The organism is Streptomyces sp. NPDC055287 (assembly GCF_053646035.1).
Map to the genome: position 1 here is coordinate 228,919 of NZ_JBSHNE010000007.1, position 23,095 is coordinate 252,013.

Sequence of the window (23,095 nt, forward strand, 5' to 3'; positions counted from 1 at the left end):
CGGCTCTCCTCTTGATCTGCCGGTGGATTCCCTGTTGTCTCTCGGTCATGACCGGATATTCACCGGACGCCACCGACTGGCGCATCCTGGAAGCCCTGCAACGCGAGGGCCGGGCGACCTTCGCCGAGCTGGCGCGCACCGTGTCCATGTCCGCGAGCGCCGTGACGGAGCGGGTGCGGCGGCTCGAAGAGGCCGGGGTGATCTCGGGTTACACGGCCGTCGTCGAGCAGGAACAGCTGGGGATGCCCATCCTGGCGTTCGTACGGCTGCGCTATCCGCACGGCAACTACAAGCCGTTCCACGACCTGCTCGAAGTGACGACCGAGGTCCTCGAAGCGCATCACGTGACGGGCGACGACTGCTTCGTCATGAAGGTCGCGGCCCGTTCGATGAAGCACCTGGAAGAGGTCTCGGGCCGGTTCGGGACGCTCGGCTCGGTCACCACCAGCGTCGTCTACTCCTCGCCCCTGCCCCGGCGCGCGCTCAGCCGCTGACCCCGGCCGTACGGTGGCGCACCACGGAGCCGTGCCGGTCCTTGACGACCTCCAGCTGGGTGGTGACACGGCGCCGCAGGTCGGCCACGTGGCTGACGATGCCGACGCTGCGGTCGCGTTCGCGCAGGGAGTCGAGTACGTCGAGGACTTCGTCCAGGGTCTGGTCGTCGAGGCTGCCGAAGCCCTCGTCGATGAAGAGCGTGTCCAGCCGTACGCCGCCGGCCTCGTCGGTGACCACGTCGGCGAGGCCGAGCGCGAGGGCGAGCGAGGCGAAGAACGTCTCGCCGCCGGACAGCGTCGCGGTGTCGCGCTCGATACCCGTCCACGCGTCGACGACATGCAGGCCGAGTCCCGACCGGCCCCGGCCGCCGGACCTGGCGTCGGAGTGGACGAGGGTGTAGCGGCCGGACGACATGCGCTGGAGGCGGGCGGTGGCGGCGGCCGCGACCTGCTCCAGGCGGGCCGCCAGTACGTACGACTCCAGCCGCATCTTCCGTTCGTTGTCGGCCGAGGTGCCGGCGGTGAGCGAGGCGAGGCGTGCCACGCGCTCGTACCGCTCCCGCAGGGGGCCCAGGCGCCGCGTCTCCTCGTCGGCCTGACGCGACAGCGCGGCGAGCGCGGCACACCGCTCGCGGGCGGTGTCGAGCGCGGAGGCGGCGTCGAGCAGTGCGCGTTCGGCGGCGTCGTACTCCGCCTGGGCCTGGCGCGGTGCGGCCTCGGGCCGGCCGGCGGCCGCCGCGGTCTCCGGTTCCGCCAACCGGTCGGCGACGGCGGCCTGTTCGTGCCGCCACGCGTCGATGCTGCGCTGGACGTCCCGTTGTTCCGCGTCCCCGAGCAGCGCCTGGGCGGCGGCGCGCGGGGTGTCGAACCCGGCCCTGAACGCGGCGTCGGCGAGCCGGTCGTCGGCCTCCTTGAGGCGCTGCGCGGTGGTTTCGACCGCGCGCACGGCCTCGGCGGCCTCACCGAGCAGGCGGACGCGGCGCTCCAGCAGCGCCGCATGCTCGGCCACGCTGCGCGCCTCGCCCCGGGCCTCGGCCAATTCCGCTTCGAGGGCGGCCAGTTCGCGGTCGAGCGCCTCGCGCTGCGAGGTGCGGGCGGCGGTACGGCGCTCGGCCTGCTGCTGCGCGTCGACGCGCCGCGCGTATTCGCGCTCGGCACCTTCCAGAGCCTCGCGGGCCGCATGCAGGCCGACGGCCGTGGCGCGCGCTTCGGCGTGCTTCCGGCTCAATTCCTCGACCAGCGAGGCCAGTTCGCCGACGCTCACGTCTCGAGGACGCCACTGCGCCCGGCCGGACGCAGTGTCCTGGGCGGCGCCGATGGCCCCGCCGGGAGGCGCCGCCCCGGCTGCGGGCCCACCGTACTGGGCCGGGATTCCCGCACCTGCGTCCTGAGACACGGGAACGTCGTCCCCGAGCCCGTCCGACTTGCAGGCTCCCTCGATGTCACCGTTCCCCTCCTCGGGAGCGGGCGACGGTGAGGGCACGTCAGCCGCACCGCAGACAGCCGGCCCCGAGCCGGCTGCGGTCATGACCCCGCCCGCGGCTGCAACGCCCCGCGCCGCGCGGCCGGCGTGCGCCTTTGCTTCGGACGGTTCGGCAGCGTGTCCCGCCTCCGCGCGTGCCGCCGCGTGCTCCTCGCGTACCGCTGCCAGCGCACGCTCCGCCGCTCCGCGCGCCGCCTCGGCTCGCGTGTGCGCCTCGTACGCGGCTTCCTCCGCCGTACGGTCCACCTGGTCGGCCGCCGCCCGCGCCGGCTTCGGGTGCGCGGCCGAACCGCAGACCGCACACTCCTCGCCGTCGCGCAGGCCCGCCGCGAGCTCGGCGGCGATGCCCAGCAGCCGGCGTTCCTTCAGGTCCAGCCACGTCTCGTGCGCTGCGACGGCGCTCTCGCGGGCCGCCCGCAGCCGGCCCTCGGCGGCCTCGACCTGCTCGGCGAGTACGTCGCGCCGGCGCGCGGCGTCGAGTCTGCGGCGGGCCGGTTCGAGCCGCCCCGCCAGGTGCTCCGCGCGGGTCACCGCGTCCTGAGCCGCCTCGATGCGCTCCTGGCCACGGCGGCGGGTCGCGTCCCAGCCGCCCAGCCAGTCGGCTGCGTCCCGCAGCAGCTCGTCGTCGGCGCGGGCCTGGCGCTCCAGCGCCAGCCGCTCGCGGCCGATCTCCTCGCTCCGCCGCTCCGCCCGGCGCGCGGCGTCGAGGCCACCGAGGTCCTGACGGAGCCCGCGCTCCAGCGCGGCGAGCTGCTCGGCTCCCGTGTCGGCGAGGTCCGGCGGCAGTTCGGCCCGCGAGCGCTCGCGGGCGCCACTCGCCGCGCGGTGCTCCCGCTCGGAGTCGTCGCGGATCGACAGGGCGGGGGCGACGCGCTCGGCCCGGCGGGCGCTGTCGTGCCGTTCGCGCAGCCGCTCGTACTCGGGGCGCCGCGCTTCGAGTACGTCGGCGCGCCGCCGCGCGTCGGCGTAACGCTGCTGGAGGGCGGCCAGTTCACGCTCGGCCTCCAGCGTGCGCCGGGCCCCCGCCCGCCGGCTCTCCGCCGCCGCCACCGCCGACTCCGCGATGTCCAGGCGCTCCCGCGCACCGCTGCGCGCGATCGCGGCCCACTCCCGTACGCCTTCGGCGAGTCCCGGCTCGCCCGGCTGCTCGTCCGGCAGTGGCCAGGCCCGCGTGTCAGCGCTGTCGCCCGCCGCCTGCGCCATGCGCTGCGCGACGGCGAGCAGCCGCTCGTCGCCCGTGCGCACCTGCGCTTCCGCCGAGCGGCGCAGCTCGGCCAGGCGGTCCTCGACGGCGGCGAAGCGGCGGGTGTCGAAGAGCCGCCCGAGGAGCTTGCCGCGCGCCTCCGCGTCGGCGCGCAGGAAGCGCGCGAAGTCACCCTGCGGCAGCAGAACCACCTGGCAGAACTGCTCGCGGCTCATGCCGACGAGCTGCGTGATCTCCTCGCCGATCTCCTGGTGGGAGCGGCTGAGCGCCTTCCAGCCGGTGCCGGGCACGTGCTCGCGCAGCCGGCTCTGCGCCTTCTCCGTGGTGAAACCGGTGCCCTTCTTCTTCGGGCGCGGCTGTGCGGGCCGTCGGGTGATTTCCAGACGCCGTCCGCCCACCGTGAGTTCGAGGCGCACCTCGGTCGGGAGGCCGTGCGGAGCGTGGTCGCTGCGCAGCGAGGCTCCGGGGCTCTGCCGGGCGCCGGGCACGGCGCCGTACAGCGCGTAACAGACGGCGTCCAGGACGGACGTCTTGCCCGCGCCGGTCGGTCCGTGCAGCAGGAAGATCCCGGCGGCGCTGAGCGCGTCGAAGTCGACTTCCTGGGTGCTTCCGAACGGCCCGAAGGCCGTGATGTCCAGCGCGTGCAGCCTCACCGGGCGACCTCACGCGTCGTGTCGTCCACACGTACGTCGTCGAACGCGCCGTACAGCACTGTGCGCTCGAGCTCGTCCGGCCCGCTGCCACCACGAACGTGCGCCACGAAGTCCTCCGCGATCTGCTGGTCGTCGCGCCCCTTGAGACGCTGTGCGTACGACGCGAGGGGGTCCTCGGGGGCCCGCTCGGGGTCCAGGACGAGGCTGATGGTGTGCGGGAAGCGCGCGCAGAGCCGCGCCATGGGTTCCGTGGGACGTACGGGATCGGTGAGCGTCGCCTCGATCCAGGACTCCTCGTGGCGTTCCAGGGAGGCGTCTTCGAGGAGTTCCTCCAGGCGCCCGCGGATCCGGGCGACCCGTCTCGGCACCGGGCAGTCGAGCCGCTCGGCCTCGATCTCGCCACCGGGCCCGAGGTCGATCAGCCACATCGTCTTGCGGTGGTCCGCTTCCGAGAACGAGTACGCGAGCGGGGAGCCCGAGTAGCGCACCCGGGCGGTGACGGCCTGTGAGCCGTGCAGGTGCCCGAGGGCCACGTAGTCCGCGCCGTCGAAGACACCGGCGGGGACGGAGGCCACGCCTCCGACGGTGATGTCGCGCTCGCTGTCGCTCGGTTCGCCGCCCGCCACGAAGGCGTGCGCGAGTACGACCGACCGGGTGCCCTCGGGCCGCCCGGCGAGGTCCGCCCGTACACGCTCCATCGCCGCTCCGAGGACCACTTCGTGGCCCACCCCGGACACGGCGAATTCTTCACGTACCAGGGCGGGCTCGAGATACGGGAGCCCGTAGAAGGCCACGTCGCCGTGCGCGTCACGAAGTACGACGGGTGTCGCACAACCGGCGGGGTCGGTACGCAGGTGGATCCCGGCCCGGTCGATGAGCCCGGCGCCGACGCCGAGCCGGCGGGCGGAGTCGTGATTGCCGGAGATCATGACCGTCGGCACGCCTGCGGCGGCGAGCTGGTGCAGGGCACGGTCGAAGAGTTCGACGGCGGCGAGCGGCGGGACCGCCCTGTCGTACACATCACCCGCCACGAGTACGGCTTCGACGTCCCGCTCGCGCACCGTCGTCACCAGGTGGTCGAGGAACGTGGCCTGGGCGTCGAGAAGGTTCACCCGGTGGAACGACCGCCCCAGATGCCAGTCCGACGTGTGCAGAATCCTCAAGAGACGGCTCCGACCTGCATTCTTACTTCCTCCGCCCCCTGAGCCTGCACGAACAGCACGGACCTGACGGTCGGCACCGACCACGTTAGCGCCGCTCAGCACCTCCCCCACCACGGACTCCGATTTGCGGGGGGCTCAGGCGTCGCCGTACGCCTCGCCACCGAGTTCGAATCCGGCCGTGCCCGCCGTCGCGTCGGCGAGCCACGCACGGAAGGGCTCGATGTCCGCCTCCGGCAGGCCGACCTCGATCGTGACCGCCTCGGCGTAGCGGACGTCGCGCACCGCGCGCCCGGTCGCCCGCAGGTCGTTCTCCAGCTTTCCGGCCCGCTGGTGGTCGACGGTGACGGTGGCGAGCCGGAAGCGCTGCCTGGTGATCGTGCCGACGGCGTCCAGGGCTTCGCCGACCACTCCCCCGTACGCCCTGATCAGCCCGCCCGCGCCGAGCTTCACGCCGCCGTAGTAGCGGGTGACGACGGCGACGGTGTAGCGGACCTCGCGGCGCATCAGCATCTGGAGCATCGGGACGCCAGCCGTGCCGCCCGGCTCGCCGTCGTCGCTCGCCTTCTGCACGGAGGCGTCCGCGCCGACGACGTACGCGAAGCAGTTGTGCGTGGCCGTGGGGTGTTCCTTGCGGACGCGCGCGATGAAGTCCTGCGCCTCCCGTTCGGTCGCGGCGGGCGCGAGCGCGCAGAGGAAGCGCGATCTGCTGATCTCGGCCTCGTGCACGCCCGCGCGGGCGACGGTCCGGTACTGATCCTGCATTCGGCCCACCCTATGCGCAGGCCGGAGGGGGTTACTTCCGCAGCAGCAGGATCACGGCCGCGACCACCAGGCCGACCACCACGGCGGCGACGCCGTAGGCCAGACGGTGGGCGCGCAGGCCGGGCAGGAAGCGGTCGAGGGCGTAACGGCCGGGACCGGTCAGGGTGAGCGCCACCGCGGCCGCCGTGAGGAGCACCTCGTACTCCACACCCTCCGGGGCGAAGAAGCCGCCGCCCCACTTCACCGCGAGCACGTTGACCATGGTGCCCACAACCGCCGCACCGGCCAGCGGGGTGAGCAGGCCGAGCGCGAGGCCGAGGCCGCCGAAGGTCTCGGTGAGGCCGGCCACGGCCGCCATCGTCCTGCCGGCCGGATAGCCGCTCGCGGTGAAGAACTGTCCGGTGCCTTCGAGGCCGCCGCCGCCGAACCAGCCGAAGAGCTTCTGCGCGCCGTGTGCGGCCATCGTCAGACCGAGGGCCAGACGGAGGACGAGGAGACCCGCGTCGTAGCCGTGGAGTGAGGGGGTACGGCCGGCTGTGGTGCCGCTGCTGATGACGGGTACGCCGAGGGTGCTGGTGGGGGGAGTCATATGAGGGGCTCTCTCCTGTTGCCTGTTGGGGGACGGCTGCCATTACTTGAAACTTCAAGTCACACACGGCGACGATACACATCAGTACAACCTTGAACAACAACGCACCCGGGAACAGCTCGCGCGCCGTCCCGGGAATGCGCGTACGACACCGCCTGTTGGCCACGAGCGGTGACCTTTCGACTTCAGGAGGCAGAGCGTGTACGGCGACCCGGCAACGATCCGCAAGATCCTCACGCAGTCCGGCGACACGTGGGCGGTGGTGGGCCTTTCAGGCAACCGCTCGCGTGCGGCGTACGGCGTCGCCGAGGTGCTCCAGCGCTACGGCAAGCGCATCGTGCCGGTGCACCCCAAGGCCGAGACGGTCCACGGCGAGCAGGGGTACGCCTCGCTGGCCGACATCCCGTTCCCGGTCGATGTCGTGGACGTGTTCGTCAACAGCGACCTCGCGGGCGGCGTCGCGGACGAGGCCACGGCGGCCGGCGCGAAGGCGGTGTGGTTCCAGCTCGGCGTGATCGACGAGGCTGCGTACGAGCGCACCCGCGCGGCGGGCCTGGACATGGTCATGGACCGCTGTCCGGCGATCGAGATCCCCCTGCTCGGCTGAGCGGGAGCGGGCCGCGGGCCCAAGGGCTCGGACGAGAAACTCGCGTGACAGGGCCGGCGGAGGAGCTCAGGTGTCGGCTCAGATACCGAGGCCGTCGATCACGACCGCGCCCGGCAGACTCGCGAAGGCCTTGCCGGGCACGATGAGCTTGCCCCTGCGGCGGCCGCTGCCGACCAGGACCCACGGGATGCCCGTGACGGCGGAGTCCACGAGCAGCGGCCAGCCTGCGGGCAGGCCGATCGGCGTGATCCCGCCGTACTCCATGCCGGTCTCACCGACAGCCGAGTCCATTGGGGCGAACGACGCCTTGCGCGCGCCCAGTTGCCGGCGGACGGCTCCGTTCACGTCGACACGTGTACGGGAGAGGACCAGGCAGGCGGCCAGAGTGCTCTCACCGCCCCGCTTGCCCGCGACGACCACACAGTTCGCCGACGCGTCGAGAAGGCCGGCGCCGTAGTGCTCGACGAAGGCGGCCATGTCGGCGATCCCGGGATCGGTGTCGACGTAGATCAGCTGATCGGCGGGTACGTCGTGACTCCACCCGCGCACGGCCTCCGCGACCGGGGCGCACAGCAGGCCGAGGCAGTCGGGGGCGGGGGTGGCGTGGTCGAAGTCTCCGAGAGGCGCGCGCATGGATCCGACGCTAACAGCCGTCGCCGGGCAGCGCTTTGGCCGTCTCAGCGTGCGGAATCGGCCGTGGGGGGACGCTCCCACTCACCGCCGGGTGGCCGAGCCGCTCCCTCGGCGTTCTCCGCCTCCAGCTCGGCCAGCGCCCGCAGCTGCTCCGGTGTGACGCCCTCGGGGATCGGTACGGGCGCGGGCGTCCGCATCGGCGGCTGCCAGCCCTTCGCCGCGTCCCAGCGGCGTACGACGCGGGCGGGTGCCCCGGCGACCACCGCGTGGTCGGGCACCGCGCCCCGGACGACCGCACCCGCCGCGACGACGACGTTACGGCCGAGACGGGCCCCCGGGAGGATCACGGCGCCCGTGCCGATCCAGCAGCCGGGGCCTATCTCCACCGGGTCCGTGCGCGGCCACTGCTTGCCGACGGGGATGTCCGGGTCGTCGTAACTGTGGTTCGTGGAGGTCACGTACACGAACGGGCCGAAGTAGCAGTCGTCCGCGATGGTCACCGTCGTATCGGCGATGACATGGCTGCCCCGGCCGAGGACCACGCCGTTGCCGAGCCGCAGAATGGGATCGGGGCCGAGGTCGAGGCCGGGCATCATGCCGGCGGTCAGCGTGACCTGTTCGCCGATGATGCAGTGGTCGCCGAGGTGGATCCACTCCTCGCCGAACACCGTGCCCTGCGGGAAGGCGAGCTTCGTGCCGACGCCGATCGCACCGAAGCGCAGGCGCCCCGGGCGCTCCGCGCTGACCGCCCCGGCCTGCTGGAGCAGGCGCCAACCGCCGTGCACGGCGCTGGTCACCAGGCGGCGACGCCGGGCGGCCAACGCGGACAACACAGAGAACGTGCTTCTGTTCTTCGGCACTCGCACACGGTAGTCCGCGGGAGGCCGACGGCCCGAAGCGGCCTGCTGTGATGTTCGCCCCACCCGGCATCCCGGGGGCGAAGGGCGTCGCTTACGGTTCCCCTGGCGCGACCGACCAGCACCGAAGCACCAAGGAGCACGCGATGGCAGAGCAGGCTTTGATCACCGGCGTGGGCGGCAAGGAGCCGAGCATCGACCCGTCGGCCTTCGCCGCGCCGACGTCCGTGGTGATCGGGGACGTGACGCTGGGCCCGGGCGCCAGCGTCTGGTACCACACCGTGCTGCGCGCCGACTGCGGGCCGATCGTCCTGGGCACCGACAGCAACATCCAGGACAACTGCACGGTCCATGTGGACCCGGGCTTCCCCGTCACGGTCGGCGAGCGTGTCTCGGTCGGGCACAACGCCGTACTGCACGGGTGCACGGTCGAGGACGACGTACTGGTCGGCATGGGCGCCACGGTGCTCAACGGCGCGCACATCGGTGCCGGTTCGCTGATCGCCGCGCAGGCGCTCGTGCCGCAGGGCATGCGCGTGCCCCCGGGCTCGCTGGTCGCGGGCGTACCCGCCAAGGTGAAGCGGGAGCTGACGGACGAGGAGCGCGAGGGCATCAAGCTGAACGCCGCGATGTATCTGGAGCTGGCCAAGGGCCACCGCGAGGCGCACGCGGACTAGCCGCGGCGGGCACCCGTCATTCGGTGGTCGCCGTGACCTTCTGGGGTGCGGCGGCCTCCGGCTGGTCCGCTGCGGCCCCGGACTTCGCCTCCGCCTCGACCCGGACCTGGGCCTGGGTCTCCGCCTTCGCCTCTGCCTGGGCGGCGGCCTTCTTCGCGCGGTTCTTGAGTACGAGCATCGAGGTGAGGCCGAACAGCACGGCGATCACCAGGCCCAGCCACGAGAAGCGCTTGAGCCATGCCTCCGCGACCACGCCCACCGAGTAGATGACGGCCGTGGTGCCGCCCGCCCAGAGAATGCCGCCGAAGACGTTGGCGATGAGGAACTTCCAGTACGGCATGCGCAGTACGCCCGCGAGCGGACCGGCGAAGATCCGCAGCAGCGCCACGAAGCGGCCGAAGAAGACCGCCCACATGCCCCACTTCTCGAACGAGCGCTCCGCCATCGCGATGTTGGACTCGCTGAAGTGCTTGGGGAACTTCCGCCCCAGTTTCGCCAGCAGCGGCCTACCGCCCTTGCGCCCGATCGCGTAGCCGATCGAGTCGCCGATGATGGCGCCCGCCGTGGCACACGCGCCGAGGACGTACGGGTTGATGTCGCCGTGCTGCGAGGCGAGCAGGGCCGAGCTGACGAGAACGATCTCGCCCGGCAGCGGAATGCCCAGACTCTCCAGCCCGATGACGACCCCCACCAGGAGGTAAATACTGACCGCGGGGATGGTCTCGAGCCACTCCGTGATGTGCAACGCCGGTTCCTGTCGTCGTGGAAGGTGCGGCTGACCGCCGTGCGCCCCCGTGGCACACGGCGGGCAGCCTACCCGCACCTCGTCACGTCGTGACGGCGTCCAAGAGGTCGCACCCGTCACACGGGGAGGCGGATCAGCTGTTGGGACGCAGGGTCCAGACGACCGTCATCTCGCCGGTCACGGCGCCGTCCTCGCGCTGGATGGAGATCTCGACGGGGAATTCGGGGCGCTGTCCGGCGTCGAGCTCCGCTACGACGTCCGCCACCGGGCGGCCGAGCGTCGCGGTCGCGGTGACGACGCCCATGGCGAGCTTCTTGTACCCGATCTCGGCCTTGACGGCGAGCGGCACGGCGCGCGACAGCTGGTCGCCGAAGGCGGCGATGACGATGGCGCCGCTCGCCGACTCGGCGAGGGTGAACATGGCGCCGGCGTGGGGGCCGCCCACGTGGTTGTGGTAGTCGGCCTGGTCCGGCAGGCGCACGACGGCGCGCTCCGGGGTGGTCTCCAGGAACTCGAGGTTGAGGGTACGGGCCATGGGAACCGTGGCGACGAGCATGTCGCCGACGGACATCTGATCTGCGCTCATGAGGCGCGATGTTACCCACGAGTAGGCAAGCTTGGCCATCCCCTCGGGGGGCGGACGCACCCGCCGCGGCCGCGCACCTCTATCGTTACGGGCCATGTGGCCAGGACAGCAGCCGCCCGGGGGCGAGCAGAACCCGCAGGACGCGAACCAGAACCCGTACCAGCAGCCTGGTTACCAGCATCCGGGGTACCAGCAGCCCGGATACCAGCAGCCCAACCCCTACCAGCAGCCGGCAACGCCGCAGTACGCGCCTCCGGTGCCGCCGGGCGCGCCCCGGCCGCCGGACGGCAACCGGAGGACGACCACCGTCGTCGCGATCGTCGCCGCCACCGCCGTCGTCGCGGCGGCCGTGATCACCGGTGTGGTGATCCTCGGGAAGGACGACGAGGGCGGCACCACCGAGGCGGGCGGCAAGGAGACCTCGGCCTCGTCCGCCGCCGCCACGCCCGTGGAGCCGTCCGCTCCCGCTTCCTCCGCCGAGAATCCGCGCGGCGGGTCGGTCGAGGAGGCCAGGCCGACGATCCCGGGCTGGCAGGTCGTGACCAACCCGAAGTACGGCACGCGCTTCGACGTGCCGCCGGAGTGGGAGGTCAAGTCCCCCGGCCTGACCATCAACTTCACGGATAACAAGGACAAGCCGGTCATTTCCATGTCGGCACCGGCGTACTACAAGAGCGGATGGTGCGGCAAGAACACGCTGCTCGGCGCGACCGGCACCCGCGGCGCGAACGGGGCCGACAAGACGGGCCCGGAGGCCGAGAACGTGGCCGGCCAGTGGGTCTTCGCCGGGTACGACCAGAACGAGACCGGCACCCTCAAGATCTCCAAGGCCGCGCCGTTCACCTCCGCGTCCGGGCTCAAGGGCAGCGTTTCCCTCGCCAGCGTCACGGGTGTCAAGAAGGAGACGAAGTGCGACACCGACGGCAAGTCGATCGCCTTCGCCTTCAAGAACGCCAACGGTGACTTCGCCGTCTGGAGCCTGTTCAGCTCGAAGGGCGTCAAGGACGAAGTGCCGGACGCGACCATCAAGAAGATCCTCGGCACCGTCAGGCTCGCCGACTGACGTTCGCGCCCATACGCCGTTGAAAACGGTTTGGCAATGGCACGCGACGGCGGCGATAGTCCCGAGGTGAGATCTCCTGCCGCCGCTCCCCGCCGAGTCCGCCGTCCCGACTGGGCCGGCCGCAATTACGTCCTGCTGACCGCCGCCGCGATCGTGACGAACCTGGGTACGCACGGTGCGTTGATCGCGTCGGCGTTCGCGGTTCTCGAGTCCGGCGGCGACGGCGGTGACGTGGGCCTGGTGGCCGCTGCCCGTACGCTGCCGCTCGTCCTGTTCCTCCTCATCGGCGGCGCGATAGCCGACCGGCTGCCACGGCACCGCGTGATGGTCGCGGCCAACGCCCTCAACTGCGTGTCCCAGGCCGCCTTCGCGTTCCTCGTCCTGACGGGCGAGCCCCAGCTGTGGCAGATGATGCTCCTGACCGGGCTCTGCGGCGTGGGCCAGGCCTTCTTCAACCCGGCGGCCGAGGGCATGCTCCTGTCGAGCGTCAGCGGCGAACAGGCCAACCGTGCCTTCGCCCTCTTCCGGATGGCCATGCACGGCGCCGCCATCGGCGGCGCGGCACTCGGCGGCGCGCTGATCGCCGCGGTCGGCCCCGGCTGGGTGCTCGCCGTCGACGCCGCCGCGTTCGCCTTCGCCGGCGCCCTGCGGGCCTTCCTCGACGTGAGCCACATCCGGCCCCGGGAGCCCGGCGGCGGGATGCTGTCCGACCTGCGCGAAGGCTGGCGTGAGGTCGTCGGACGGCCGTGGCTGTGGAGCATCGTGGCGCAGTTCTCGGTCGTGGTCGCCGTTGTAGGAGCCGCGGAGGCCGTGTACGGGCCGCTGGTCGCCCAGGACGAACTGGGCGGCGCGGCGCCATGGGGCCTCGCCCTGGCCGCCTTCGGCGTCGGCACGGTCGGCGGCGCGCTCATGATGATGCGGTGGAAGCCGCGGCGTCTGCTGCTCGCGGGAACCCTGTGTGTCTTCCCGCTCGCCCTGCCCTCGGCGGCCCTCGCCGTGCCGCTGCCGGTGGCCGGCCTCGCCGCGGTGATGTTCGTGAGCGGTGTCGCGATCGAGGTCTTCGGTGTCTCGTGGATGACGGCGCTGCACCAGGAGATCCCGGAGGAGAAGTTCTCGCGGGTGTCGGCGTACGACTGGTTCGGTTCGGTCGCGATGCTGCCGCTGGCGACGGCGGTGGCAGGCCCCGTCGAGAGCCTCGTCGGGCGCCACGAGGCGCTGTGGGGGTGCGCGGCGCTGGTGATCCTGGTGACGGCGGCGGTGCTGTTCGTACCCGACGTACGGAACCTGACGCGTCGTACGCACCAAGTGGCGGCGGCGAAGACGGAAGCGGCCCTGGCCGTGTCAGCCGATGCTGAAGGCGTGCCCGGGCGGCTCGGGTGACTCCACCGCGTCCTGGTCGCGTACGGTCTTCGCACCGCCGGTGAATCGCGTCAGCGAACGGCCGCTCTCCACCCGCGCCGGGAACACGTCGGCGGCGGTCCTGCGGGCGAGGGCCGCCGTGTCGATGGGGGCGCGCGAGGCGATCAGCACCGCGTTGCCGAAGCGGCGGCCTCGCAGCACACCCGGTTCGGCGATCAGGGCGACCTCGTCGAAGACGGCCGCGAAGGTGGCGACCTGGGAGCGCAGGAAGGTGAAGGGCGCGCCGTCGGCGAGGTTGGCCGCGTAGGTCCCGCCGGGGCGCAGGACGCGTTCGGCCAGGCGCGCGTACTCGACGGACGTGAGATGCGCGGGCACCCGGGAACCGCCGAAGACATCCGCGACGAGTACGTCGGCGGACGCCGCCGGGGCGCCGTCGAGCCACTCGCGCGCGTCGGCCCCGTGCACCCGCACACCGGAGTCGTCCGGCAGCGGCAGATGCTCGGTGACCAGCGCCAGCAGGCCCCGGTCGGCCTCCACCACGTCCTGGCGCGATCCCGGCCGGGTGGCCGCCGTGTATCGGGGCAGCGAGAGGCCGCCGCCGCCGAGGTGGAGCACGTCGAGGGGTACGCCCTCGTCGGCCGCGCAGTCGACGACGTGGGCGAGCCGGCGCGCGTACTCGAACTCCAGGTGGGCGGGCTCGTCGAGGTCGACGTACGACTGGGGCGCGCCGTCGACCGTCAGCAGCCAGGCCCGCGGCCGGTCCACGTCGGGCATGAGCTTGGCGGTGCCCCAGTCCACGTTCCGGATCACGGGTATCGGCTCGTCCACCCCCCTATTGTGCGTGGCCGGCCGGCCCCCCTGGACCGCTGACGGGGCGGGGGCGGTGATCCTTCCCCGCCCCCGCCCCGCCCGGCCGTCATGTGCCGTGCCGGAGCCGGACCTCAGGCGACCGGGCCCGTCACCGTGCCCGCGCCCACCGTGCGTCCGCCCTCCCGGATCGCGAAACCGAGCCCCGGCTCCAGCGGCACCTCGCGGCCCAGCTCCACGGTCACGGTGACCGTGTCGCCGGGGCGCGCCACGGCCGTCTCGCCGAGGTCGATGTCGCCGACGACGTCCGCGGTACGGATGTAGAACTGTGGCCGGTACCCGCTCGTGACGGGCGTCGTACGGCCGCCCTCCCGCGCCGACAGCACGTACACCTGCGCGGTGAAGCGGCTGGTGGGCGTCACGCTGCCGGGCGCCGCCACCACATGCCCGCGGCGCACCGCGTCGCGCGGTACGCCGCGCAGCAGCAGCGCGACGTTGTCCCCCGCCTCGGCGGACTCCATCGGCTTGCCGAAGGTCTCCAGACCGGTCACGACGGTCTCGGTGTCCGCGCCGAGCACCTCGACCCGGTCGCCGACCCTGACCGTGCCGCGCTCGACGGCTCCGGTGACGACCGTGCCGCGCCCGGTGATGGTCAGGACGTTCTCGACGGGCATGAGGAACGGCGCGTTCGTGTAGCGCTCCGGGATCGGTACGTACGTGTCCACCGCGTCCAGCAGCGCCTCGATCGCCGCCGTCCAGCGCGGGTCGCCCTCCAGCGCCCTGAGCCCGGAGACCCGTACGACGGGCACGGCGTCGCCGCCGTAGCCGTGCGCGGTGAGCAGGTCGCGCACCTCCAGCTCGACCAGGTCGGTCAGCACGCCGTCGTCGCCGTCGTCGACGGCGTCGGCCTTGTTGAGAGCGACGACGATGTGGTCGACGCCGACCTGGCGGGCGAGCAGGACGTGCTCGGCGGTCTGCGGCATGATCCCGTCGAGCGCGGACACGACGAGGATCGCCCCGTCGAGCTGCGCGGCTCCGGTGACCATGTTCTTGACGTAGTCGGCGTGGCCGGGCATGTCGACGTGCGCGTAGTGCCGGGTGTCGGTCTCGTACTCGACGTGCGCGATGTTGATGGTGATGCCGCGCAGCGCCTCCTCGGGGGCCCGGTCAATGCGGTCGAACGGCACGAAGGTGCCGGTCCCACGCTCGCTCAGGACCTTGGTGATCGCGGCGGTCAGGGTGGTCTTGCCGTGGTCGACGTGGCCCATCGTGCCGATGTTCAGGTGCGGCTTGGTGCGCACGTATGCCGTCTTGGGCATGGTGATCTTCCTCGGAAGGTCGAAGCGAGAGGGGACCCCTGGGCCTTGCCGACCCTCCCCCTGTGGGGTCCGCCGGACAATCCGGGAAGGGTCAGCTTCGGGCGCCGTCGAAGGACGCTGCGGCAGCGACGAGTGCGACTGCGGCAATGGCGACTGCGGCCGCTGCCGGGACGCATGCTGCGGGGATGATCGCGGCAGCCTTCGGCGCGGCCGCGACTGCGGTCCGTGCTGCGAAGAAGGCGTGCCTGAACATGTGTTGATCCTCGCCGACGGCCACCCGCGCGTCGAACGATTTATCCGCGACGCGTCGTCCGTGCGGGCGTCTCACGCGTGGGGCGCACTGCGGGCGTCTCACGCGTGTGCGCGTTACTGCGGGCGTCTCACGCGAGTGCGCGTTACGGCGATCACATGCGCTTGTCGGTTAGTCTCCCCGGATGCTCGACACCGCTGCCCCGCCCGCGGGGTTCACCGTCCGCTGCACCAGGACGCTGCTCTCCCCGTGGTCCCGGCTGTCGTTCCTCGTCGTGATGCTCGCCGCAGCGGTGACGACGGTGCTGGTCTTCGAGCCGCAGCGGCTCCTGAGCGCGGGCTGGCCGCCGCAGCTGAGCGGTGCGGCGGCCGTGGTGCTCTTCGGTGTCGCGTACGGGCTGTGCACAGCGGCGTTCGTACCGCGGCCGATTCTCAATCTGGCCGCCGGCGCCCTCTTCGGCTCACAGGCGGGGCTCGCCGCCGCCGTCGCAGGAACGGTCGTCGGCGCCGGAATCTCCTTCGGCCTCGGCCGCCTGCTGGGCCAGGACGCGCTGCGTCCGCTGCTGCGCGGGCGGGCACTGCTCGCTGCGGACGGCCAGCTGAGCCGGCACGGCTTCCGGACGATGCTCGCCATCCGATTGTTCCCGGGGGTGCCGTTCGCGGCCGCCAACTACTGCGCCGCGATTTCCCGGATGGGGTGGTTTCCCTTCCTCCTGGCCACCGGGCTCGGCTCGATCCCGAATACGGCGGCGTACGTGATCGCGGGAAGCAGCGCCTCTTCCCCGACCTCCCCCGCCTTCCTGATGGCGATGGGTTTCATCGCCCTGTCGGGTCTCGCGGCGGCGGTGGTCGCCTGGCGCAAGCGCCACCGCCTGCGTGGCGCGCAGCCGGATGCGTGAAGCGCTTCAGCGGGCTTCGAGCACGGTGGCGGTCGCGAGTCCGCCGACCTCGCACATCACCCCGACCGGCCCCCGGCCGAGGCCGAACACTTCCGCTGCGCCCGGCTGACCCCCGTCGTCACCAGCGCCACCTGCGGCAACGGGGTCGAACACGACGCCCTGCCCCCGCACGTCCGCGCGCCCGGCTGGACACCCGCCGGCCCTGTCTCCGCCTGATCGGGTACGCAGCCGGGGGTTCCCGCAGCGCCGACATCTTCGGGCGATACGCTGCCCACCAACTGACCTTGACTGCACTTGCACGCTGCACGCCGCTGCACAAATACATCGGGACGGCATTAGCCCCATGAGTTGGTTCGAATCATTCATCCTCGGACTCGTCCAGGGGCTCACCGAGTTTCTGCCGATCTCGTCGAGCGCCCACCTGCGGCTGACGGCGGCCTTCGCCGGCTGGCACGACCCGGGTGCGGCGTTCACCGCGATCACCCAGATCGGCACCGAGGCGGCCGTCCTCATCTACTTCCGCAAGGACATCGCCCGCATCATCTCCGCCTGGTGCAAGTCGCTCGTCGACCGTTCGATGCGCGGTGACCACGACGCCCAGATGGGCTGGCTCGTCATCGTCGGCTCGATTCCCATCGGCGTGCTCGGCGTCACCTTCAAGGACCAGATCGAGGGCCCGTTCCGCGATCTGCGCCTGATCGCCACCACGCTGATCGTCATGGGCATCGTCCTCGGCGTCGCCGACCGTCTCGCGGCCCGCGACGAGGCCGGCGGCAAACACCGGGCGATCCGGGAGCGCAAGACGCTCCGGGAGCTGGGCGTCAAGGACGGTCTGATCTTCGGCGTCTGCCAGGCCATGGCCCTGATCCCCGGCGTCTCCCGCTCGGGCGCGACGATCAGCGGCGGGCTGCTGATGGGCTACACCCGCGAGGCGGCGGCGCGCTATTCGTTCCTGCTCGCCATCCCCGCGGTGCTGGCGTCCGGCGTCTTCGAGCTCAAGGACGCGAGCGAGGGCGGCCATGTGTCGTGGGGCCCGACGATCTTCGCGACGATCATCGCCTTCGTCGTCGGCTACGCCGTGATCGCGTGGTTCATGAAGTTCATCACGACAAAGAGCTTCATGCCGTTCGTGATCTACCGGATCCTGCTCGGCATCCTGCTGTTCGTCCTCGTCGGCACGGACACGCTGAGCCCCCACGCGGGCGAGTCGGCGGGCTGATCCACTCTCCTCACCAGTGCGAAGGGCGAGTCAGCGCCGGCGGAAGCCGGGTGCCGGCGTCGCCCTTCGCCGCGTTCAGCTGCGACTGGGTGAGGAAGAAGCTGCCCGTGAGGTCGGCGCCGGAGAGGTCGGCGTCGCGGATGTCCGCGCCGATCAGGTCGGCCACCCTCAGGTCGGCGCCCCGGAGATCGGCGCCGATCAGGTACGCCCCTCTGAGGTTGGCGCCGTGCAGGTCGGCGCCCTTGAGGTTCGCGCCGATGAGGTCGGCGCCCCGGCGGTCCTTCTTCTTGCCGCCCTTGCCCTTCTTGTTCCCGCCTCTGGCGCCCTTCCCGCCGCTCTCCGCCGCGACACCGGCACGCACGAGTTCGCTCGTACGCAGCAGGAGCGCGTTGACGTCCTGCCGGTGCCCCGCGACGTCCAGGGCGAGGAGCTCGTCGGGACTGCCCTGCACGAGGAGCTCGATCCTGGTCAGCGCTGCGCGCAGGTCCTCGTGGAGCACACGGGCCGGCTCCAGCTCCAACGCCTCGGTCAGGTACCAGAGCAACTCGTGGAGCTGCCGCACGACCGGGAGCAGAGCGAACATCTGCCGCGCGGTGCCGGGGGCCTGGCGCCAGTCCTGCCCCGCGTACGTGACCTGGGAGATCTGCTGCCCCGCTCCGAAGCAGTCGTACACCGTGCAGCCCTGAAAACCCTGGGGTCTCAGCCGGTCGTGGATGCCGCAGCGGAAGTCCGTCCGCAGGTTGGGGCAGGGCTGCCCGGCGTCCTTGTCGATCGCGAAATCGGCGGAGGCCGTGAAGGCGAGTGCGACACAACACAGTCCGAAGCAGTTCGCGCAGTCGGCCCGCAGCTCGGGGCCGCCTCGGCCGGAGGCGGATGGGGCGTGAACGTGCTGCTCGGACACGGTGTGCGATCTCCTGGCGCCTTGGGGACACCGCCGGCCGGCGCCCGGCGATCAAGCTTAGTGCGAGGAAAGACACTGCCGATCCGGTGCTCACTGTCAGTGCCTGGACGTAGTCTTATCTCATGTACCGCACTCCCCCGCCGGCTGGTTCCGTGCGACCCCTGACCGAGGCGAATGAGGCCATTCGCGCTCTGGTCGAGTCGCGCGTGGACGAGGCCTGGCCTGCGGAGGAGTACGAGACGCTGCTGCTGCAGTGGGCCGCTGCCGTGCGCGGCGAGGTCGCCGAAGCGGCCTAGCCGCCCCGCGCCTCCCTGCCCCGGCGGCCCGGCCCCTGCGCTCCCCGCGAGCCCTTCGCGAAACCGTGAGTCCTTCGCGAAACGGACCGACGCCGACACCAGGTTCATGGCCGGTGTCAGTCGGGACCCTCTCGACGTGCACGGCTCTTGGCTCAGGGCGTCCGCTGCCGGAGACTGAGCCGATGACGCAGCGTGTGGAGCTCGCGACCGTAATGGACAGGCTGGCCATCGACGCGGTGATCACCGGATACGCGGTGGCCGTCGACGACGCCAACTGGTCCGACTACCGCGCCCTGTTCACCCCGAACGGCCGGGCCGACTACCGCACGGCGGGCGGCATCGAGGGACCGGCCGCCGAGGTCGCGGACTGGCTGGCGGAGACGATGCGGCTCTTTGCCATGCGTCAGCACCTCATCGTCAACAGGCGGCTGCGGCTCGAAGATCTCAACGGCGACACCGGGGACCGCGCGACGCTCCAGGCCGACTACGTGAACCCGATGCGGCTCGAAGCCGCGCCCGGCGAACACCACGGCCGTCGCGGCACCGACCCCAACTTCATGTCCGGCGGGCGCTACGCCTTCGGCCTGCTGCGCACGCGGGACGGCTGGCTGCTCAGCTCGGTGGTTGTCCAGGAGAAGTGGCGGCGTACGACGAGCTGACGGACGAGCACCTGTTACGCCCGTGTCGCTGCGGGCACACTGTCCGCGATCGCCGCGCTCCCCCACACTGGTTGCAGGGACTGCTCCGGGACTCCTCACGGTGCAGAGCGGCAGGACGAGGAGGCGCCGCATGCGGATTCCGGCCGGCCGGTGGCACTGGCTGTCGTCGCCCTGGTGGCGCGGCGCCGCCGCGGTGGCGTTCGGAGCTCTGCCGGCGCTCGCGTTCCCCGCACCGTCGCTCTGGTGGTTCGCCTACGTCGCCCTCGTGCCCTGGATGCTGCTGATCCGCTCGGCGCCCACGGGCCGTCGGGCGGCGCTGGACGGCTGGCTCGGCGCCACCGGGTTCATGATCGCCGTTCATCACTGGCTGGTGCCGAGCCTGCACGTGTTCATCGTGCTCCTGGCGGCGCTGCTGGCGCTTCTGTGGCTGCCCTGGGGGTGGCTCGTGCGATACCTGCTGGGCGGGGCGCCGTCGGCCCGCCGGGCGACGGCCGCGCTCGCTGTCGTCCCCTCCGGGTGGCTGATGGCGGAACTCGTCCGGTCCTGGGAGGGGCTGGGCGGCCCGTGGGGGCTGCTCGGCTCCAGCCAGTGGGAGGTCGCCCCCGCGCTGCGGCTGGCGTCGGTCGGCGGAGTCTGGCTGGTGAGCCTGCTGGTGGTCGCGGTCAACACCGGGATCGTCATGCTGGTGGCAGCGCGCTCGGCCCGCAGGCCCGTCGTGGCCGCGCTGGTGGCCTGCGCCGTCGCGGCGGGCGCCGTGTGGGCGTGGGTGCCGCGCCCCGAACCGTCGGGCCGGGTGCGTATCGCCGTCGTACAGCCGGGTGTCGTCGACGGCGCGGGCGCGGGCGCGCCCGCGCGGCGCTTCGCGCTCAGCGAGTCCCTCACCCGCGACCTGGCGGGACAGGACCTCGACCTCGTGGTGTGGGGCGAGAGCAGCGTCGGCGAGGACCTCGTCGAGCGTCCGGACCTCGCGGGCCGGCTCGCCGCGCTCTCCCGGCTGGTCGACGCCGAAGTACTGGTCAATGTGGACGCACGGCGCTCCGACCGGCCGGGCATCTTCAAGAGCTCCGTGCTGGTCGGCCCGCAGGGCGTCACCGGACAGCGGTACGACAAGATGCGCCTGGTCCCCTTCGGCGAGTACGTCCCGGCGCGATCCGTACTCGGCTGGGCCACCTCCGTGGGCAAGGCCGCGGGCGAGGACCGCAGACGCGGCACGAGCCCCGTGGTGATGACGCTCCCCGGCAGCGGCGCCGCCGGCGGGCTGCGCGTCGGCCCTCTGGTGTGCTTCGAGTCGGCGTTCCCCGACATGAGCAGGGAGCTGACCCGGCAGGGGGCGCACGTACTGGTCACCCAGTCGGCGACGTCGACGTTCCAGGACAGCTGGGCGCCCGAGCAGCACGCCTCACTCGCGGCGCTGCGGGCCGCCGAGACCGGCCGCCCGGTGGTGCACGCGACACTCACCGGCGTCAGCGCGGTGTTCGGCCCGGACGGCGAGCGCGTCGGCTCGCCGCTGGGGACGGACGAGAGTACTTCCGCGGTGTACGACATCCCGCTGGCCGAAGGCACGACGGCGTACGTCCGGGCGGGCGACTGGGCCGTCCAAGGCGCACTCGCCGTACTGGCCCTGCTGTGCGCGGCCGGTGGCGTACGGGCCCTCAGGCGGCCCTCTGCTCCTCGGCCGCCCGGACGATCCGCTCGCACAGCTCGTGCGTCAGCAGCGCGTCCTGGGCACTGAGCTGCTTTCCGGCCCGTACGGCGTCGAGGAAGGCGTCGACGGACTGCTCGATGCCGCGCTGGTGTGCCACCGGCACCCAGTCTCCGCGGCGCCGGACCGTCGGCTGGCCCTTGTGGTCGACGACCTCTGCGAGGTTGACGACCTGGCGCTTGCTGTCCTGGCCGGAGATTTCGAGGATCTCCTCGGTGGAGCCGTTCATCCGGTTCATGGTGCCGATCGCTGTGAACCCGTCGCCGGAGAGCTGGAGGACGACGTGGTGGACCAGCCCTTCCACCATCCTGGCCCGTACGTCGATGTGGTCGACCGTGCCGGGGACCAGGAACCGCAGGGTGTCGACGACGTGAATGAAGTCGTCGAGCACGAGGGTGCGCGGGTCCTCGGGCAGGCCGACGCGGTTCTTCTGCATGATGATCAGGTCGCGCGGGCGCTCGGCGCACTGCGCGTACCCGGGGGCGAGACGGCGGTTGAAGCCGACGGCGAGGCTGACACCGCGCTCCTCGGCGAGCCGCACGAGCCGCTCGGACTCGGCGAGTTCGTACGCGAGCGGCTTGTCGACGTACGTCGGCACGCCCGCCTCCAGGAGCCGGGTCACGATCTCCGGGTGCACGGCGGTCGGCGCGTGCACGAAGGCGGCGTCCAGGCCCTCGGTCAGCAGCGCGTCGAGGCCGGTGTGGCACTGCGCGTCGGGGACGCGGTAGGTCGCGGCGACCCGCGCGAGGGTGGCGGGCGTGCGGGTCTGCAGGTGAAGTTCGAGCCCCGGCCGGGTGGTCAGTACGGGCAGGTATGCCTTTTGAGCGATGTCTCCGAGCCCGATGACGCCGACCTTCACAGAGGCCTCCCTTAACGCTGTGCCTGGTGATCGCGGACCGCGCGGTCCCGTGCCCCGGCAGCATACGTGCGCTGCGGTGGCATCCAGTCGGCGATGCCGTCGAAGGTACGCAGGGCGAGGCCGGGCCCGAAGCCGGCGAGGCGCATCAGGGTGTCGCGCACGGCGACGGCCGGGGCGTTGCGGAGCGACATCAGTTTCGCGATCCTCGCGGACTTGCGGACGATGTCGGTGGTGCGCGGCAGCCGGTCCGCGGAGTACGCCGCGAGGCCCGTTCCGATGTCATTCGCGCCAGGGAGGTGGTGGGCCAGCACGATGCCGTCCTCGATGGCCTGGTTTCCGCCCTGCCCCATGGTGGGGCACATGGCGTGCGCGGCGTCGCCGAGCAGCGCGGTCCGGCCGCGGTGGAAAGCGGGCAGTGGCGTGATCAGGTGGTGCACGTCGTGCCGCAGGACCTCGTCGGGTCCGGCCGCCTCGATGATCGCGGGGACGGGGTTGTGCCAGTCGCCGAACCGGCGCAGGAGTTCGGCCTTCTCCCCGTCCGCGGCGCGGTCTCCGGCGGGGGCGACGGCGGCGGCGTAGGCGTAGACCCGGCCGTCCTTCAGCGGCTGACTGCCCCAGAGGGCGCCACGGCCCCAGGTCTCGTGAGGCTCGAAGGGTGCGGCGCCCGGAACGACCGCGCGCCAGGTGGTGATCCCGGAATACGCGGGGCCCGGGTGGTCCGGGAAGAGCGCGCGGCGCATCGCGGAGCCGATGCCGTCGGCGCCGATCACGAGGTCCGCCTCGATGTCTCCGTCGGGGGTGGTGACCACGGCGGGGCGGCCACCGGCCACCCCCGGATCGGCCAGCGTCGCGGGCGAGGCGGTGCGCAGGGCGCCGTCGGGCAGGCGGGAGGCGATGCGCTCGACGAGGGTGGCGCGGTGGACGAGGACGAGGGGACCGCCGAAGCGCTCGGTGGCGGCGGAGCTGGTCGTACGGGCGAGCCAGCGGCCACTCGGGGAACGCATACCGCCGTCGCCCTGCCATGCGGCCAGTTCACGGATCTCCTCGCCTACGCCGATGACATCGAGCGCGTGGTGTCCGTTGGGGGCGAGCCCGATCCCGGCGCCGACCGCTTCCACGGCAGCCGCGCGCTCCAGGACCGTGATGTGCCAGCCGCGCTGGTGGAGGGCGACGGCGGCGGTCAGCCCACCGATTCCGCTCCCTACAACTACGGCGTGGGGCTGGGCCTTGGGACTCATGGTCATGACTGCTCCTCGGCAACTACACCTGTAGTGACACCATGAGAGTACTACAGGTGTAGTGGGCGCGAT

Annotated in this window: 24 protein-coding genes; 10 read left to right on the forward strand and 14 right to left on the reverse strand. The window is 72.1% G+C overall.

The window, feature by feature from the left end:
* Positions 1–47: 47 nt before the first annotated feature.
* Positions 48–494, forward strand: coding sequence for an Lrp/AsnC family transcriptional regulator (locus ACWIHY_RS14520; protein WP_069929885.1), 447 nt, complete (start codon positions 48–50; stop codon positions 492–494).
* On the opposite strand, the gene ACWIHY_RS14525 is transcribed toward ACWIHY_RS14520, so the two are convergent.
* The 4 genes from ACWIHY_RS14525 to ACWIHY_RS14540 form a co-directional block, all read right to left on the reverse strand.
* Positions 484–3,834, reverse strand: coding sequence for an AAA family ATPase (locus ACWIHY_RS14525; RefSeq protein WP_454375985.1), 3,351 nt, complete (start codon positions 3,832–3,834; stop codon positions 484–486). The two genes, ACWIHY_RS14520 and ACWIHY_RS14525, sit on opposite strands and share 11 nt — an antisense overlap.
* Complete coding sequence (locus tag ACWIHY_RS14530) at positions 3,831–4,997, reverse strand: exonuclease SbcCD subunit D (protein ID WP_454375986.1); 1,167 nt, start codon at positions 4,995–4,997, stop codon at positions 3,831–3,833. Before ACWIHY_RS14530 ends, ACWIHY_RS14525 begins: the two co-directional genes overlap by 4 nt.
* A gap of 135 nt (positions 4,998–5,132) precedes the next feature.
* Positions 5,133–5,759, reverse strand: coding sequence for a YigZ family protein (locus ACWIHY_RS14535; RefSeq protein WP_454375987.1), 627 nt, complete (start codon positions 5,757–5,759; stop codon positions 5,133–5,135).
* A 31-nt stretch (positions 5,760–5,790) separates the two neighbouring features.
* Positions 5,791–6,348: a DoxX family protein gene (locus ACWIHY_RS14540; RefSeq protein WP_454375988.1), complete on the reverse strand. Its 558-nt coding sequence runs from the start codon at positions 6,346–6,348 to the stop codon at positions 5,791–5,793.
* Positions 6,349–6,547: 199 nt separating this feature from the next.
* Between ACWIHY_RS14540 and ACWIHY_RS14545 the strand changes: the two genes are divergently transcribed.
* Complete coding sequence (locus ACWIHY_RS14545; RefSeq protein WP_454375989.1) at positions 6,548–6,955, forward strand: CoA-binding protein; 408 nt, start codon at positions 6,548–6,550, stop codon at positions 6,953–6,955.
* 78 nt (positions 6,956–7,033) lie between these two features.
* On the opposite strand, the gene ACWIHY_RS14550 is transcribed toward ACWIHY_RS14545, so the two are convergent.
* Both ACWIHY_RS14550 and ACWIHY_RS14555 read right to left on the reverse strand, forming a co-directional pair.
* On the reverse strand, positions 7,034–7,588 hold the full coding sequence (locus ACWIHY_RS14550) for a YbaK/EbsC family protein (RefSeq protein WP_454375990.1): 555 nt from the start codon (positions 7,586–7,588) through the stop codon (positions 7,034–7,036).
* A gap of 44 nt (positions 7,589–7,632) precedes the next feature.
* The gene (locus tag ACWIHY_RS14555) at positions 7,633–8,448 is read right to left on the reverse strand and encodes an acyltransferase (protein ID WP_454375991.1); all 816 of its coding nucleotides are present in this window, start codon (positions 8,446–8,448) and stop codon (positions 7,633–7,635) included.
* A gap of 143 nt (positions 8,449–8,591) precedes the next feature.
* Between ACWIHY_RS14555 and ACWIHY_RS14560 the strand changes: the two genes are divergently transcribed.
* Entirely contained in the window at positions 8,592–9,122 is a 531-nt protein-coding gene (locus ACWIHY_RS14560) for a gamma carbonic anhydrase family protein (RefSeq protein WP_454375992.1), read from the forward strand.
* A 16-nt stretch (positions 9,123–9,138) separates the two neighbouring features.
* On the opposite strand, the gene ACWIHY_RS14565 is transcribed toward ACWIHY_RS14560, so the two are convergent.
* Together ACWIHY_RS14565 and ACWIHY_RS14570 are read right to left on the reverse strand one after the other, a co-directional pair.
* Positions 9,139–9,867 carry a DedA family protein gene (locus ACWIHY_RS14565; RefSeq protein WP_454375993.1) on the reverse strand — a complete coding sequence of 243 codons (729 nt, stop codon included), beginning with the start codon at positions 9,865–9,867 and terminating at the stop codon, positions 9,139–9,141.
* Positions 9,868–10,000: 133 nt separating this feature from the next.
* Entirely contained in the window at positions 10,001–10,438 is a 438-nt protein-coding gene (locus tag ACWIHY_RS14570; RefSeq protein WP_454376051.1) for a DUF4442 domain-containing protein, read from the reverse strand.
* A 109-nt stretch (positions 10,439–10,547) separates the two neighbouring features.
* Between ACWIHY_RS14570 and ACWIHY_RS14575 the strand changes: the two genes are divergently transcribed.
* Both ACWIHY_RS14575 and ACWIHY_RS14580 read left to right on the forward strand, forming a co-directional pair.
* Complete coding sequence (locus ACWIHY_RS14575) at positions 10,548–11,516, forward strand: hypothetical protein (protein WP_454375994.1); 969 nt, start codon at positions 10,548–10,550, stop codon at positions 11,514–11,516.
* A 36-nt stretch (positions 11,517–11,552) separates the two neighbouring features.
* The gene (locus ACWIHY_RS14580) at positions 11,553–12,896 is read left to right on the forward strand and encodes an MFS transporter (protein ID WP_454375995.1); all 1,344 of its coding nucleotides are present in this window, start codon (positions 11,553–11,555) and stop codon (positions 12,894–12,896) included.
* Here ACWIHY_RS14580 and ACWIHY_RS14585 read toward each other — a convergent pair.
* The 3 genes from ACWIHY_RS14585 to ACWIHY_RS14595 form a co-directional block, all read right to left on the reverse strand.
* The gene (locus ACWIHY_RS14585) at positions 12,858–13,703 is read right to left on the reverse strand and encodes a spermidine synthase (RefSeq protein WP_454375996.1); all 846 of its coding nucleotides are present in this window, start codon (positions 13,701–13,703) and stop codon (positions 12,858–12,860) included. The genes ACWIHY_RS14580 and ACWIHY_RS14585 overlap by 39 nt on opposite strands.
* Before the next feature lie 113 nt (positions 13,704–13,816).
* Positions 13,817–15,001, reverse strand: a complete 1,185-nt coding sequence (gene tuf / locus ACWIHY_RS14590) for an elongation factor Tu (RefSeq protein WP_454375997.1) — start codon at positions 14,999–15,001, stop codon at positions 13,817–13,819.
* A 91-nt stretch (positions 15,002–15,092) separates the two neighbouring features.
* Positions 15,093–15,254, reverse strand: a complete 162-nt coding sequence (locus ACWIHY_RS14595; protein WP_454375998.1) for a hypothetical protein — start codon at positions 15,252–15,254, stop codon at positions 15,093–15,095.
* 181 nt (positions 15,255–15,435) lie between these two features.
* Between ACWIHY_RS14595 and ACWIHY_RS14600 the strand changes: the two genes are divergently transcribed.
* Positions 15,436–16,149 carry a TVP38/TMEM64 family protein gene (locus ACWIHY_RS14600; protein ID WP_454375999.1) on the forward strand — a complete coding sequence of 238 codons (714 nt, stop codon included), beginning with the start codon at positions 15,436–15,438 and terminating at the stop codon, positions 16,147–16,149.
* A 343-nt stretch (positions 16,150–16,492) separates the two neighbouring features.
* Complete coding sequence (locus tag ACWIHY_RS14605) at positions 16,493–17,368, forward strand: undecaprenyl-diphosphate phosphatase (RefSeq protein WP_454376000.1); 876 nt, start codon at positions 16,493–16,495, stop codon at positions 17,366–17,368.
* A gap of 10 nt (positions 17,369–17,378) precedes the next feature.
* Here ACWIHY_RS14605 and ACWIHY_RS14610 read toward each other — a convergent pair whose 3' ends face one another.
* A complete protein-coding gene (locus ACWIHY_RS14610; RefSeq protein WP_454376001.1) occupies positions 17,379–18,269 on the reverse strand; it encodes a pentapeptide repeat-containing protein in 891 nt (296 codons plus the stop codon).
* Positions 18,270–18,421: 152 nt separating this feature from the next.
* Here ACWIHY_RS14610 and ACWIHY_RS14615 point away from each other — a divergent pair, with 152 nt between their 5' ends.
* The 3 genes from ACWIHY_RS14615 to lnt all read left to right on the forward strand — a co-directional run bounded on the left by ACWIHY_RS14615 (position 18,422) and on the right by lnt (position 20,956).
* Positions 18,422–18,565 carry a hypothetical protein gene (locus ACWIHY_RS14615; protein ID WP_454376002.1) on the forward strand — a complete coding sequence of 48 codons (144 nt, stop codon included), beginning with the start codon at positions 18,422–18,424 and terminating at the stop codon, positions 18,563–18,565.
* 182 nt (positions 18,566–18,747) lie between these two features.
* Positions 18,748–19,224: a nuclear transport factor 2 family protein gene (locus ACWIHY_RS14620; protein WP_454376003.1), complete on the forward strand. Its 477-nt coding sequence runs from the start codon at positions 18,748–18,750 to the stop codon at positions 19,222–19,224.
* A 130-nt stretch (positions 19,225–19,354) separates the two neighbouring features.
* Entirely contained in the window at positions 19,355–20,956 is a 1,602-nt protein-coding gene (gene lnt, locus ACWIHY_RS14625; protein WP_454376004.1) for an apolipoprotein N-acyltransferase, read from the forward strand.
* Here lnt and ACWIHY_RS14630 read toward each other — a convergent pair.
* On the reverse strand, positions 20,877–21,785 hold the full coding sequence (locus tag ACWIHY_RS14630; protein ID WP_454376005.1) for a Gfo/Idh/MocA family protein: 909 nt from the start codon (positions 21,783–21,785) through the stop codon (positions 20,877–20,879). The genes lnt and ACWIHY_RS14630 overlap by 80 nt on opposite strands.
* Positions 21,786–21,796: 11 nt before the next feature.
* Positions 21,797–23,023 carry an FAD-dependent monooxygenase gene (locus tag ACWIHY_RS14635; RefSeq protein WP_454376052.1) on the reverse strand — a complete coding sequence of 409 codons (1,227 nt, stop codon included), beginning with the start codon at positions 23,021–23,023 and terminating at the stop codon, positions 21,797–21,799.
* Positions 23,024–23,095: the final 72 nt, after the last annotated feature.

Excerpts from the sequence above, each read along its gene's own strand:
- ACWIHY_RS14520 (WP_069929885.1), top strand. The coding sequence starts at position 48 with ATGACCGGATATTCACCGGACGCCACCGACTGGCGCATCCTGGAAGCC.
- ACWIHY_RS14535 (WP_454375987.1), bottom strand. The coding sequence starts at position 5,759 with ATGCAGGATCAGTACCGGACCGTCGCCCGCGCGGGCGTGCACGAGGCC.
- ACWIHY_RS14540 (WP_454375988.1), bottom strand. The coding sequence starts at position 6,348 with ATGACTCCCCCCACCAGCACCCTCGGCGTACCCGTCATCAGCAGCGGC.
- ACWIHY_RS14550 (WP_454375990.1), bottom strand. The coding sequence starts at position 7,588 with ATGCGCGCGCCTCTCGGAGACTTCGACCACGCCACCCCCGCCCCCGAC.
- ACWIHY_RS14560 (WP_454375992.1), top strand. The coding sequence starts at position 8,592 with ATGGCAGAGCAGGCTTTGATCACCGGCGTGGGCGGCAAGGAGCCGAGC.
- ACWIHY_RS14570 (WP_454376051.1), bottom strand. The coding sequence starts at position 10,438 with ATGTCCGTCGGCGACATGCTCGTCGCCACGGTTCCCATGGCCCGTACC.
- ACWIHY_RS14575 (WP_454375994.1), top strand. The coding sequence starts at position 10,548 with ATGTGGCCAGGACAGCAGCCGCCCGGGGGCGAGCAGAACCCGCAGGAC.
- ACWIHY_RS14580 (WP_454375995.1), top strand. The coding sequence starts at position 11,553 with ATGGCACGCGACGGCGGCGATAGTCCCGAGGTGAGATCTCCTGCCGCC.
- tuf (WP_454375997.1), bottom strand. The coding sequence starts at position 15,001 with ATGCCCAAGACGGCATACGTGCGCACCAAGCCGCACCTGAACATCGGC.
- ACWIHY_RS14595 (WP_454375998.1), bottom strand. The coding sequence starts at position 15,254 with ATGTTCAGGCACGCCTTCTTCGCAGCACGGACCGCAGTCGCGGCCGCG.
- ACWIHY_RS14600 (WP_454375999.1), top strand. The coding sequence starts at position 15,436 with ATGCTCGACACCGCTGCCCCGCCCGCGGGGTTCACCGTCCGCTGCACC.
- ACWIHY_RS14605 (WP_454376000.1), top strand. The coding sequence starts at position 16,493 with ATGAGTTGGTTCGAATCATTCATCCTCGGACTCGTCCAGGGGCTCACC.
- ACWIHY_RS14620 (WP_454376003.1), top strand. The coding sequence starts at position 18,748 with ATGACGCAGCGTGTGGAGCTCGCGACCGTAATGGACAGGCTGGCCATC.
- lnt (WP_454376004.1), top strand. The coding sequence starts at position 19,355 with ATGCGGATTCCGGCCGGCCGGTGGCACTGGCTGTCGTCGCCCTGGTGG.
- ACWIHY_RS14635 (WP_454376052.1), bottom strand. The coding sequence starts at position 23,023 with ATGAGTCCCAAGGCCCAGCCCCACGCCGTAGTTGTAGGGAGCGGAATC.